The 12,145-nt window shown below is 68.0% G+C and carries 9 protein-coding genes; 4 read left to right on the forward strand and 5 right to left on the reverse strand.

Going from position 1 to position 12,145, the window contains the following annotated elements; all coding sequences use genetic code 11:
* Positions 1 to 14: 14 nt before the first annotated feature.
* The 5 genes from pdxA to lptF are packed head-to-tail and all read right to left on the reverse strand — an operon-like array spanning position 15 to position 6,991.
* Positions 15 to 1,016: a 4-hydroxythreonine-4-phosphate dehydrogenase PdxA gene (gene pdxA / locus CG50_RS07105; RefSeq protein ID WP_036636498.1), complete on the reverse strand. Its 1,002-nt coding sequence runs from the start codon at positions 1,014 to 1,016 to the stop codon at positions 15 to 17.
* Positions 1,013 to 2,407 carry a peptidylprolyl isomerase gene (locus tag CG50_RS07110; RefSeq protein ID WP_051909667.1) on the reverse strand — a complete coding sequence of 465 codons (1,395 nt, stop codon included), beginning with the start codon at positions 2,405 to 2,407 and terminating at the stop codon, positions 1,013 to 1,015. The genes pdxA and CG50_RS07110 overlap by 4 nt, the downstream gene beginning before the upstream one ends.
* Positions 2,408 to 2,433: 26 nt before the next feature.
* Entirely contained in the window at positions 2,434 to 4,740 is a 2,307-nt protein-coding gene (locus CG50_RS07115; RefSeq protein WP_051909669.1) for an LPS-assembly protein LptD, read from the reverse strand.
* On the reverse strand, positions 4,740 to 5,846 hold the full coding sequence (gene lptG, locus CG50_RS07120) for an LPS export ABC transporter permease LptG (RefSeq protein ID WP_036636500.1): 1,107 nt from the start codon (positions 5,844 to 5,846) through the stop codon (positions 4,740 to 4,742). Before lptG ends, CG50_RS07115 begins: the two co-directional genes overlap by 1 nt.
* A complete protein-coding gene (gene lptF / locus CG50_RS07125) occupies positions 5,843 to 6,991 on the reverse strand; it encodes an LPS export ABC transporter permease LptF (RefSeq protein ID WP_036636501.1) in 1,149 nt (382 codons plus the stop codon). Before lptF ends, lptG begins: the two co-directional genes overlap by 4 nt.
* A 265-nt stretch (positions 6,992 to 7,256) precedes the next feature.
* Here lptF and CG50_RS07130 point away from each other — a divergent pair, with 265 nt between their 5' ends.
* From CG50_RS07130 to CG50_RS07145, 4 genes are all read left to right on the forward strand, one after another.
* Positions 7,257 to 8,738 carry a leucyl aminopeptidase gene (locus tag CG50_RS07130; protein WP_036636502.1) on the forward strand — a complete coding sequence of 494 codons (1,482 nt, stop codon included), beginning with the start codon at positions 7,257 to 7,259 and terminating at the stop codon, positions 8,736 to 8,738.
* A complete protein-coding gene (locus tag CG50_RS07135) occupies positions 8,735 to 9,190 on the forward strand; it encodes a DNA polymerase III subunit chi (RefSeq protein ID WP_211248580.1) in 456 nt (151 codons plus the stop codon). The genes CG50_RS07130 and CG50_RS07135 overlap by 4 nt, the downstream gene beginning before the upstream one ends.
* 139 nt (positions 9,191 to 9,329) lie before the next feature.
* The gene (gene tgt, locus CG50_RS07140) at positions 9,330 to 10,460 is read left to right on the forward strand and encodes a tRNA guanosine(34) transglycosylase Tgt (protein WP_036636513.1); all 1,131 of its coding nucleotides are present in this window, start codon (positions 9,330 to 9,332) and stop codon (positions 10,458 to 10,460) included.
* Positions 10,461 to 10,885: 425 nt separating this feature from the next.
* Entirely contained in the window at positions 10,886 to 12,070 is a 1,185-nt protein-coding gene (locus tag CG50_RS07145; RefSeq protein ID WP_036636514.1) for an ABC transporter substrate-binding protein, read from the forward strand.
* The last annotated feature ends 75 nt before the right edge of the window (positions 12,071 to 12,145 follow it).

Below are 12,145 nucleotides of genomic sequence, written 5' to 3' on the forward strand. Positions count from 1 at the left end.
AAGCGATGCCGGTTTCAGCCGCGCCGCGCCGATCCCATCCGCGCCGCCATCCTCAGCGCCGCGATCAGGCTCGCAGGGCTGGCGCGCCCGCTGCCCGCGATGTCATAGGCCGTCCCGTGATCGGGCGAGGTCCGCACGAAGGGCAGCCCCAGCGTCACGTTCACCCCGCCGTCGAAAGACAGCGTCTTGATCGGGATCAGCGCCTGATCGTGATAAGCGCAGACCGCCGCATCATAACGCGCCCGCGCCGCCGGATGGAACATCGTGTCGGCCGGAAGCGGCCCGGTGACGGCATAGCCTTCGGACCGCATCCCCGCGATCACGTCGCGCATCCAGTCGCGTTCCTCCGTGCCCATCACGCCGTTTTCGCCGGCATGGGGGTTCAGCCCGGCCACCGCGATGCGGGGATTGTCGATGGCGAAGTCGCGCGAAAGCCCTTCGGCGGTCAGTTGAATGGCGCGGCGCAGCACCTCGGGGGTCAGCGCCTTCGGCACCTCTGAAAGCGCGATATGAATCGTCGCCGGCACCACGCGGATCGGCGGATCGACGGTTTCACACGCGAGCATCATCGCGACCTCGGCATCGCCCGCCAGATGCGCCAGATATTCAGTATGCCCCGGGAACGGAAATCCCGCCCCGTCCTTCAGCACCTTCTTGTTGATCGGCGCGGTGGTGACCGCAAGCCCCTCACCGGCCTGCACGATCCCGACCGCGCGGGCGATCACGTCGATCACCGCCTGAGCGTTTGCGGGTTCCGGGTCGCCCGGGCGCGCGGCGGCGGGAAACGGATGGGGAAGCACCGGCAGGGCGGCGCCGGCGTGCAGCATCGCCTCGGCGGGGGTCGCAATCTCGCGGTATTTCGTGCCCCGCGGCAGATGTGCCGGATCGCCCAGCCACACGAAGGGCAGCGCCGCACCGAGCGCCTGCCACGCCCCCACCGCGATCTCGGGGCCGATGCCCGAAGGATCGCCGCAGGTCAGGATCACCGGAAGATCGGAAGCGGGATCGCGGCTCATTTGCGCACGACCACGGCATCCGAGCGCAGTTCGGCCAGGAAATTCTCGGAATAGGCCGAGAGCCGCACATTCATCAGCTGCTGGCGGATCTGGTCGCGCTGCGCGCCGCCCGGAAGCGACTCGCTGGCGTGGACGGCATCCTCGGCCTTGGTGGATTCGATGCCCGGTCCTTTCGGCGCCGAGGGGGCCGGGGCAAGATCCGGGGTCTGTCCGCCATCGGGCGTTGCATCGCCGGCCGCGGCGGTGCGCGAACACAGCATCACCAGCGTCCGCCCGGCACCGAGATCGAGAACCCCGGTCTCGCCGATGTCGAGCCGTGCCAGCTCGACCGCGATCACCGGCGGGATCTGGCCCTGCGGGGTCGGCGCGATGCGGCTCAGCGCGCCGGGGCGGTCCTTCGCGATGGTGTAAAGATCGTCGCAGCTGTGCGCATCGGAGGCGATCCGCGCTTCCAGCTTTTGCGTTTCCTCGGACCCGGCCGGACCGAGCGCGAGCGTGGCATAGCCGAGGCTCTGCGCCTCTTTCGACACGGTTCCGGCATCGAAATCGCGCAGCAGGAACACGCCGATCGCCCCGTTCAGGTCGATGGGCGCGCTGACCTGGCCGGGCTTCATCGCGAGAACCGCATCGCGCAGCACCGGCGGCAGATTGCCGAGCGGCAGCCAGTCGATCTTGCCGCCGTTGTCGCGCGACTGCGAGGCCGAGACCTGCTGCGCTGCACTGGAGAATGCCGCCTCGCCGCGCACCGCCGCAACCTGCTTCGCCAGCGCCCGCGCTTCGTCCAGATGCTCGGGCGGGGCGGGGATGATGATTTCGGACAGCAGCACCCGCGCGTTCTGTCCGCGCCGCGATTCCACCAGAAGCGCCCGGTCGATGTCGGCGTCGGAGATCTTGACCCGCGGAGCGAAGCGGGCCCGGATCACCTCGCGCCACATCAGACCCGAGCGCACGAAGTCGTGGAACGTGGCGGTTCCGACACCCGATTTCGCCAGTTCCGCGGTGAACTGATCGAGGCTCAGATTGGCGCGGCCGGCGAATTCGGTCATGCCCTTGGTGATGTCGTCCTCGCTGACGGTGATGCCGTCGCGTGTCGCCTGCCAGGCGCGCAGCCGGTCGTCGATCAGCGCGTCCTCGGCCAGCTTGCGCAGATCGCCCGCCTGACGCAGCGCCTGCATGAACGCCATCCGCTGCTCGATCTCGTAATTGCTGATGCCGAGACCGTTCACCGTGATCGCGGTGGCATAGGGGCCGCCCGACGCTGCGGGGCGTGCCGCCGTGTCGCGCGCGACGGCCGGCAGCCCCGGGGCGATCAGCGTCAGCCCCGTGGCCAGCGCCGCGCCCGCGAGTGTCGTCATTCGCACCATGTTCCGCATCGGTCGTCCGTTCTTCATTGCATTTCGTCCTGCCCGCGCTCCGGTCAGCCCCGGCACACGCGCGTGGTGTTGCCCGTCGTCGTCTTCGCGCCAAACCCTGCCAGCTGCACCGCGAAGCCGAAGCTGGTCTCGGGCGTCACATTAGTGGAGGACGTGTAACGGCGCGAGAGGGAAAGATCCACGGTCATGCACTCGTTGGCATATTCCAGCCCGAGCCCGGCCTTGGCGGCGCGCTGTGCCGTCAGGTCGTAGCGGGTGATGATCTTGCTCGACCAGTCGTCGTTCCAGGCCCATTTGGTCTCGAGCGCGAGCTGCGAGGTATCGAGCGGGCGGCCCTCGGCGGCGTTGGCCTGCATCCAGATATAGCCCGCCGCGACCGAGTAACGCCCCTGAAGATAGCCCACGCGCAGCTCCTCGCGGGCGAAGTCGAAGTTGTCGTCGAACAGTGCGCGGTTGGCGATGGTCAGCCCGTTCGCGGCGGTGAAGGTCGTGCCCAGAAGCCAGTCGCTGTAGGTGCCGTCGAGGCCCGAGTCCTCGGGGAACTGGTTCAGGTCGTCGACCCGGATCACCCGCCCGACGGTGGTGCCGACGGACCAGCCCGCGGCGTCGATCCGCGTCCAGGTCACGCCCAGATTGGCACGCGTGCCCTGCTCGCGCATGTCTCCGCCCGGAAAGCGCGAGAACGAGAACAGGTTGCCCTCGTCGAATTCGGTCAGCAGGCTGTCTTCGTCGACGATCGGCTTGAGGTAATCGGGCGACCACAGCAGCTGCGCGACCGGCTCGATCACGTTGGTGGCGTCGCCCGAGGTATTGGCCCAGGGCCAGCGCAGCTCGACGCCCAGGGTGGGCTGGCCGCGCACGGTCGAGCCGCTGTAAACCTCGTCCTGGCGCACCAGCATGGTATCGAGGCTGAGGTTCGCCAGCCCCGAGGCGACGATGCCTTGCGGCAGCACCCAGTTGCGCCGCCAGTCGGCACTGAGCGAGCTGCGCAGCGTGTCGCGCCCGTCCGAAACGGTGTCTTCATCGGCCAGCGTGTCATAATCGAGATCCGATGACCGGCGATGGGCGTGGGTCTCCCAGGTGATGGTGCTTTCGCCGCCGATGGTGGCGGGGCGGATCACCCGCTCCCAGACGAAATCGGCCGAGCCCATCGGCTGCGTGGCGTTGCTTTCGCCGTCGCGGATCGAGTGGGTGTTGCCGGCGCGCATCCAGGTCAGCTGGTCGGGGCGGACCCGCTCGATCCAGACGCCGGACCACAGCCGGTCCTCGTCGGTGATGTCGTAATCGACCAGATAGGACGGGTCGGTCACCATCCGCAGCTGCACGCCGAGGTTGTAGCCGTTTTCCAGCGCGAAAGCGCCGTTGGCGAAGATATAGCCGCGGTTCGTGCCCGGATCTATGCTGTCGCGGCTCAGCGCGCCCTCGACGCTGAGGGTGCCGGCCTCGAAGGCCTGACGATAGCGCATCCCCATCGTGCGGGTGTAATCGGACGACAGATAGGGGGTCAGCGTCACATCGGCCGAATTGCCGACCGGGATGAAATACGGCAGCTTCAGCCCGGGGCCGAGGCTTGTGGTGGTGCGGAACTCGGGGCGCAGCAGGCCCTGGTAGCGCTTCACCGTCGGATCGGGCAGGCGCAGCGCCGGCGTCCACAGCAGCGGCACCCCCATGAAGCGGAACTGCGCGTCTTCAAAGCGCAGCTGGTGGTCGTCCATCGTGTGGGTGATGCGCCGCGCGCGGATCTCCCACAGCGGGGTCGGGTCCGAGGCGCAGACCTGGCACGAGGAGGCGACGACATCGGTCATCGTCGTGGTCTGGCCGTCGCGGCGCTCGACGCGGTTGGCGGCAAGCTGCAACTCGCGCGCCATGACCATGCGCGCGCCGATCAGGATGCCGTTTTGCAGATCGCTCGACAGCTCTGCGCTGTCGGCGACCATCACCGAGCCGGTCTGCCCCGGCTGCACAAGACGCATCGGCCCTTCGATCTGAACCTTGTCGGTGGTCTTGTCATAGACCACCCGCGTCGCGCTGAGAACGTTTTGCCGGAAGTGGATCTCGACATTGCCCTCGGCGGTCAGCGTGTCCGGACCGGTCACCTCCACCCGGTCGGCGATCAGTGTCGCCGCCTGGTCGATGTCCGTGCCTTCCGCGACGGTTTGTGTCGCGGCGGGCGCCGGTGCGCTCGTCCCCGGCCCGGTTTCGGCCGCAGCCGGCAGCACCGGCCAGGCCACGCCCAGCATCAGCGCGGCAACCAGCGCCCGGTGCAGGCGAGACGGCCCGTCGAAAGCCTTCCGCGGCGCGCTCCGGGCAGAGATTGCCGCCGAAATTTCGGGGTGTGCGGGGTGGGGCATCATCCGTCCTCTCGGGCCAGGATCAGGGCAAGGGCAAGCATCAGCGCGATCGCGGGCGGCGCCCAGGCGGCCAGCACCACCGGAATCTCGCCGTTCTCGCCCAGAACCTGCGCGATGTTGCGCAAAAAGAAAATCCCGAGCGCGCCGCCAAGCGCCAGAAGCGCCATCGCTCCGGTGCGGCCAAAGCGCGCGTGGCCCATGGTGAAGGCCGCCGCCATCAGCACCATCGCAGCGAAGACGAAGGGCAGGGCGAGTTCCATCTCGAACCAAACGAGGTGGCGCCGGGCGGAGAAACCGGCCTCTTCGAGGCCGCGGATGAAGCCCGGCAGTTGCCAGATCTGCACCGCCGAGGGGGTGCCGAAGCTGTCGCGGATGCGCTCTGGCGTCAGATCGGAGCCGAGGGTCATCGCGGGGGCGGTTTTCGCCGACAGCTCGGGGTTCTCACTGCCTGAGAGTGTCCAGTCCTTGACCCCGCTCAGCTGCCAGGCGCCGGGGCTCAGCACGGCCTCGTCGGCGTCGATGCGCCGCACCGGTCCCTCGCCGGGGGCGAAGATCAGGAAAGTGACGCGGGAAAGTTTCGTCGCGTCGAGCGTGGCGCGCGCGGCATGGATCACCGCCTGGGTGCCGTCGTCGCCGCCCATTCCCTGACGCATCCATACCCCCCCCGATCCCACCGAAACCGACTGCACGTCGCCCGCACTGAACCGGCCGGCAAGCTCGTCGTAGCGTTTCGAGGTCGCTGTGGCGATCGGGTTGAAGCCCACGACCGCGAGCACGCCGAGGATCAGCGCCACCGCGACCGGCGCGGCCAGCATCCGCAGCGCGGAGCGACCGCTCGCGCGGATCACCACCAGCTCGGAGCTGCGGGCGAGGCCGATGAACAGCAGCATCGCCGCCATCGCCACCAGAAGCGGCAAGATCGTGTAGATTGACTGGGGCACCGCGAGCGCCGCGAGAACCGCCGTGCGTCCGAGCCCGATCTGTGCATTGCCGAAAGAGCGGATCTTCTCCACCATCTCGATCAGGAAGATGATCCCCCAGAACGCTGCGGCGACGATCAGGAAGGATTTCAGGAACCGGCGCGCGATGTAAAGGGAGAGCGTCATGGTGCGGCCCCCTCCACCGGCAGGGACTGGGGCAGAGGCTCGGGTGCCGGGCGGCGCGGCCGGCCCGCGATGTGCAACATCAGCCCCGTCGCGGCGAGGCCCGCCAGTGCCGGCACATAGGCAAGCGGCCACAGCGCCATCTTGCCGCGCATCGCGCTGTCGGCCGCATTGGTCAGGAACTGCAGCACGATCAGCCCGAACACCGCAAGCGCCACCTGCCGCCACATCCCGAACCGCGAGAACCCGCCGAGCATCAGTGCCGCGAAGCCCAGAAGTGCCGCCACCGGCGCAAGCAGCACCTGCGCGATCCGGCTGTTCATCTCGAACCAGGCGGCGCCGACGGTCGATCCGGTCGCGCTCAGCAGCGCGGCGGGGGGCGCGATCAGCGACCAGCTCGGCACTTCGTCCCAGTCGATCCGTCCCGCTGACGGCGCGCCCAGAAGCGCCGCTATATCATAGGTGAAATCGGTGAAGCGCGTGACCTCGAGGCTGGTGTCGGCGCGGCGCAGCGACTGCGCCATCCCGTCGAACATCACCATCTTCGGCCCGCTGTCCGAGCGCACGATCAGTGCCTTCGTCGCGGTGTAGATCGTCGTCATGTCGGGATTGCGCGCGTCGGACATGAACATGTCCAGCAGCTCGCCCCGCTCCGATATCTGCCGGATGTAGATCGTCACCCCTTCGACGGGATGCTGAAAACTGCCGTCGGTCAGAAAGCGCGCGGTGATGTTCTCGGCAATCTCGGACTGCCGTGCGCTGAGTTCGGCCCGCGACACCGGCACGAGGACATGCACCAGCACCAGCATCATCGCCGCCACGATCAGCCCGAAGGCCGCGACCGGGCGCGCCAGACGCCAGGGCGAAGCGCCGGCCGCCTGCATCACCACCAGTTCGGAATCGGACGACAGCCGCGTCACCGCGTAGATCGTCGCTGCGAAGGCCGCCACCGGCAGCACCAGACGGATCACGTTCGGCAGCGTCAGCAAGGTGAATTCCAGAACCACCCAGGCGGTCTGACCGTCACCGATCAGCTTGTCGAACAGCGCCACCGCCCGGTTGACCCAGTAAACGGAGACCAGCACCAGCGCAAAGAAGCCGAACAGCCCCATCAGCCTGGACAGGATATATCTTTCGAGTTGAGGCAACGAAGCTCCCGCGCGGGCTGGTGACGGCTTTGGTCCTGTCTAACCCGACGCGGGCGCGGCGAAAAGCCCTGCCTCGGCCTTCGGGCACCGCCGATTGCGCGGAGGGCTGAAACCTGCCGGGGCCGGTGCTGTCCCCTGCCGGATCCGGGGGGATTGCCCGGAATGCGGGCGGGGGGTGCTTTTCAACCCGGGGGCAAGGCGCTACCTTCCCAAAAACCGCCCGCAGCCCTGCCGTTGTCCCCCCTCCCGTTTTCAAGGTCCGTTCATGTCCCAGCCCATTCCGATTTCCTTCGCCGATACCGACCTCGAACCGGCCGCGTCCTTCGCCGGCCGCATCGCGGTGATCGTGCCGCCCGAGGGCGCGCCGGGGCCGCTGGTGCGCCGCCTCGACCGCATGACCCGCGGCCAGATCGGGCGCGCGCTCGCCTCGGGGGCGTGGGAAAAGCTCGGCGCCGGGCAATCCGTCGATATCGGCTGGCCCGCGGGGCTGGCGGCCGAGGCGGTGCAGCTCGTGAAGCTCGGACGGCGCGCTTCGGACCACGACGCGCGTCAGGCCGGTGCGACGATCGGCGCGAAGCTCGGCGCGGCCGGGGCGCTGGTCATCGCGGGCGCCCATCCGCGGGCGGCCGAGATCGCCTTCGGCCTTGCGCTGCGCGCCTACCGTTTCGATTACCACACCGCCGAGAAGCCCGCCTTCGGCCCGGTGAAGATGCTGGTCGCCCATCCCGAGGCTGTGGCCGCTGCCGCCCTCGATCACGCGGCGCTGGCCGAGGGGGTGTTCTTCGCCCGCGATCTGGTGAACGAGCCTGCCAATATCCTGACGACTCAGGATTTCGCCGCGCGTCTGGCGGCGATGCAGGAGATTGGCCTCGATGTCACCATCCTCGAGGAGGACGATCTCGCGGCGCTCGGGATGCGCGCGCTTCTGGCGGTCGGGCAGGGCTCGTCGAGCCCGTCGCGGCTGGTGGTGATGCGCTGGACCGGCATCGCCGCGGAAGAGGGGGTCGAGGCCCCTGCGCCGGTGGCCCTCGTGGGCAAGGGGGTGTGCTTCGACGCCGGCGGCATCTCGCTCAAGCCCGCCGCCGGCATGGAAGAGATGACGATGGACATGGGCGGCGCCGCGGTCGTTGCCGGGGTGATGCGCACGCTCGCACTGCGCGGTGCGCCGGTGAATGCCGTGGGCATCGTCGGTCTGGTCGAGAACATGCCCGACGGCGCGGCGCAGCGGCCGGGCGATATCGTGCGCTCGATGAAGGGCGACACGATCGAGGTGGTGAACACCGATGCCGAGGGGCGCATGGTTCTGGCCGATGCGCTGTGGTATGCGCAGCAGACCTTCCGTCCGTCGGCGGTGATCGACCTCGCGACGCTGACCGGCGCGATCATCGTCGCGCTCGGCCACGAGCGCGCCGGGGTGTTCTCGAATGACGATGCGCTGTCGGCGGGGCTTCTGGCGGCAGCCGGGGCCGAGGGCGAGGGCGCGTGGCGCATGCCGCTCGATCCGGGCTACGACAAGCTGATCGAATCGCGGCTCGCGGATATCAAGAACACCGGCGGCCGCTGGGGCGGTGCGGCGACGGCGGCGGCGTTCCTCAAGCGCTTCGTCGCGCCCGGCACGCCCTGGTGCCATATCGACATCGCAGGCGTCGCCCTGCCGCCCGGAGAGACCGCGCTCGCCCCCAAGGGCGCGACCGGCTGGGGCGTGCGCACGCTCGACCGGCTGATCCGCGACAGGTTCGAGGTCTGATGCCTGCGCTGTTCTATCACGTCACGCAATCGAGCGTCGATGCTGTGGTTTCGACGCTGCTTGAACGTGCGCTGCAACAGGGCTGGCGGATCGAGCTGCGCACCCCCTCGCGCGAGCGCAGCGACTGGTACGATCAGCGGCTGTGGCTCGGTTCGGAGGAGGGGTTCTTGCCGCACGGGCTGCAGGGCGGGCCGCACGATGCGCTGCAACCCGTGCTGTTGACCGAGCATGCGGCGGGGCCGGGCTTTCAGGCGGTGATGAGCGTCGAGGGCGCCGAAGTCGCGCCCGACGAGGTTCCGGCCCATGAACGCGTCTGGATCCTGTTCGACGGCCGCGACCCGATGGCGGTCGAACGTGCCCGCGACCAGTGGCGGGCATTGGCGGCCTCGGGCGCCGGTGCCCAGTATTGGAGCGAGGAAACCGGCCGCTGGCAGAAGAAGGCCGAGGCCTAGTTCGGCCTTCCCTTCGCCCCGCCCCCGCGCTAGAGCGCGCCCGACGATCCGCCCGCAGTCCCTGCGCGCGCATCTGGCAAGGGGGCCGCTGCCCGAGGCCGGGCGCCCCCGAGGACCGTTTCCGCAACCGGAGCCCGAGATGACCGAGACGTTCAGCTTCACCCTCAACGCCACCGACGGCGCCGCCCGCACCGGCGTGATCCACACCCCGCGCGGCGACATTCGCACTCCGGCCTTCATGCCGGTCGGCACCGCGGCGACGGTCAAGGCGATGATGCCCGAATCCGTCGCGGCGACCGGGGCGGATATCCTGCTCGGCAACACCTATCATCTGATGCTGCGCCCGACGGCCGAGCGCATCGCCAATCTGGGCGGGCTGCACAGGTTCATGAACTGGAACAAGCCGATCCTGACGGATTCCGGCGGCTTTCAGGTGATGTCGCTTTCCGATCTGCGCAAGATGAGCGAGGAGGGCGTCACCTTCGCCAGCCATGTCGACGGCTCGCGCCATTTCCTCAGCCCCGAGCGCAGCATGGAAATCCAGCGCCTGCTCGGCTCGGACATCGTGATGGCCTTCGACGAATGCCCGGCGCTGCCGGCGACGGATGAGGCGGTGGCGCGCTCGATGCGGATGTCGATGCGGTGGGCGCAACGCTCGCGCGATGCCTTCGGCGACCGGCCGGGACATGCGCTGTTCGGCATCATGCAGGGCGGCACCAACCGCGAGTTGCGCGAGGAATCCGCCGAGGCGCTGAGGCAGATCGGCTTCGACGGCTACGCGGTCGGCGGTCTCGCGGTGGGCGAGGGGCAGGAGCTGATGTTCTCGACCCTCGATTACGCGCCGGGCTTCCTGCCCGAGGACAAGCCGCGTTACCTGATGGGCGTGGGCAAGCCCGATGATATCGTCGGCGCGGTCGAGCGCGGCATCGACATGATGGATTGCGTGCTCCCCTCGCGCTCGGGGCGGACCGGTCAGGCCTGGACCCGGCGCGGTCAGGTCAACATCAAGAACGCCCGGCACATGGACGACCCGCGCCCGCTTGACGAACACTGCAGCTGCCCGGCGTGCCGCAACTACAGCCGCGCCTATCTGCATCACGTCTTCAAGGCGCAGGAGATCCTCTCGGCGATGCTGCTGACCTGGCACAACCTGCATTATTATCAGGAGCTGATGCAGGGACTGCGCGACGCCATCGCCGCGGGCCGGCTGAACGAATTCGTGGCTCAGTTCCACGCGCTCAGGGCCGAAGGCGATATCGAGCCGCTCTGATCCCCGGGCGGGTGCGAAGGGGCTCTGCCCCTCTTGCCCCTGCGGGGCAATTCACCCCGGGATATTTAAGGAAAGACGAATGGGGCAGAGGGCTCCTGCTTTCATCTTTCCGAAAATATCCCGGGGGTGAGGGCCGAAGGCCCGAGGGGGCAGAGCCCCCTGTCTGCAGCCGTGCGGCCAGGTATGTTCCGGCTCGCGTCGAGAGTCTGAGGCCCTCTTTCCGAAGGTGCCCCAGCTTAAGGTTTCGCCTAATAAGTAGGCTTAATTAGTCAATATTGAGGCGATTTATGGAAATGGTGCCCGGATTCCCCCTCCGGAGCTGACCATTCGATCCGTTTTTGCTGCTTTTCTTAAGCACACCCGCTTCCTTTTTCCGCGTCCAGCCCCTAGCGTCCCTTTGTATCCACACAATGGGGAGTCACGGAATGAAGAACCTCCTTCTGGCAAGCACCGCAGTGCTGCTGGCTGCCGGCGCGGCGAATGCCGCCGACGTCAAGATCGGCATCTCGATCGGCTTTACCGGCCCGCTCGAATCGATGGCGCCGGACATGGCCAAGGGTGCCGAGATGGCGATGAAGGAAGTGTCGGACTCGGGCAAGCTGCTCGGCGGCGACAAGGTAATTTCGGTGCGCGGCGATTCGACTTGTATCGACGCGGCCGCGGCCACCGCCACGGTGACTAAGATGATCACCTCCGAGAAGGTCGACGGCATCGTCGGTGGCGAATGCTCGGGCGAGACCATCGCTTCGCTGAACAACGTCGCGATCCCGAACGGGATGGTCATGATCTCTCCCTCGGCGACCTCGCCGGCACTGACCACGATCGATGACAAGGGGCTGTTCTTCCGCACCGCCCCCTCCGACGCGCGTCAGGGCGAAGTGATGACCGACGAGATCCTCGAGCACGGCATCAAGTCGGTCGCGGTGACCTATACCAACAACGACTACGGCAAAGGTCTGGCCGACAGCTTCGTCGAGGCGTTCAAGAAAAAGGGTGGCACTGTCACCATCACCGCCGCACATGACGACGGCAAGCCGGATTACTCGGCCGAAGTGGGCGCGCTCGCCTCGGCCGGCGGTCAGGCGCTGGTGATCGCGGGCTACGTCGACCAGGGCGGCGCGGGCATCCTGCGCGGTGCGCTCGACACCGGGGCGTTCTCGACCTTCGTGTTCCCCGACGGCATGGTCGGCGGCTCGCTCGAGAAGAACTTCGGCAAGGAAGTCAACGGCTCCTTCGGTCAGGTTCCGTCCTCGGAAGGCGAAGGCCATGACAAGTTCGTCGCTGCCGCCAAGGCCGCGGGCTTCGACGGCAACGGCACCTATGCGGGCGAATCCTATGACGCCGCCGCGCTGATCTTGCTCGCCATGCAGGCCGCCAAGTCGACCGATCCGAAGGTCTACAAGGACAAGGTGATGGAGATCGCCAACGGTCCGGGCGAAAAGATCTACGCCGGCGACCTTGCCAAGGGTCTCGAACTGCTCGCCGCGGGCAAGCCGATCGACTACGAGGGCGCGACCGCGGTTCACCTGATCGGGCCGGGCGAGGCCTCGGGTTCGTTCCGCGAGATCGCGATCAAGGACGGCAAGATCGAGACCGTCAAGTTCCGCTGAACGCCTTCCACGACGGCGGCCCGGGGGTGACCCGGGCCGTTTTCCGACTCACGACAAGCCGAAAACGGCACGCTT

The sequence above is a fragment of the Paenirhodobacter enshiensis genome, assembly GCF_000740785.1.
GTDB lineage: Bacteria > Pseudomonadota > Alphaproteobacteria > Rhodobacterales > Rhodobacteraceae > Rhodobacter > Rhodobacter enshiensis.

Coding starts and splice junctions, on each gene's coding strand:
- pdxA (WP_036636498.1), bottom strand. CDS start 1,016: ATGAGCCGCGATCCCGCTTCCGATCTTCCGGTGATCCTGACCTGCGGC.
- CG50_RS07110 (WP_051909667.1), bottom strand. CDS start 2,407: ATGAAGAACGGACGACCGATGCGGAACATGGTGCGAATGACGACACTC.
- CG50_RS07115 (WP_051909669.1), bottom strand. CDS start 4,740: ATGCCCCACCCCGCACACCCCGAAATTTCGGCGGCAATCTCTGCCCGG.
- lptG (WP_036636500.1), bottom strand. CDS start 5,846: ATGACGCTCTCCCTTTACATCGCGCGCCGGTTCCTGAAATCCTTCCTG.
- CG50_RS07130 (WP_036636502.1), top strand. CDS start 7,257: ATGTCCCAGCCCATTCCGATTTCCTTCGCCGATACCGACCTCGAACCG.
- tgt (WP_036636513.1), top strand. CDS start 9,330: ATGACCGAGACGTTCAGCTTCACCCTCAACGCCACCGACGGCGCCGCC.
- CG50_RS07145 (WP_036636514.1), top strand. CDS start 10,886: ATGAAGAACCTCCTTCTGGCAAGCACCGCAGTGCTGCTGGCTGCCGGC.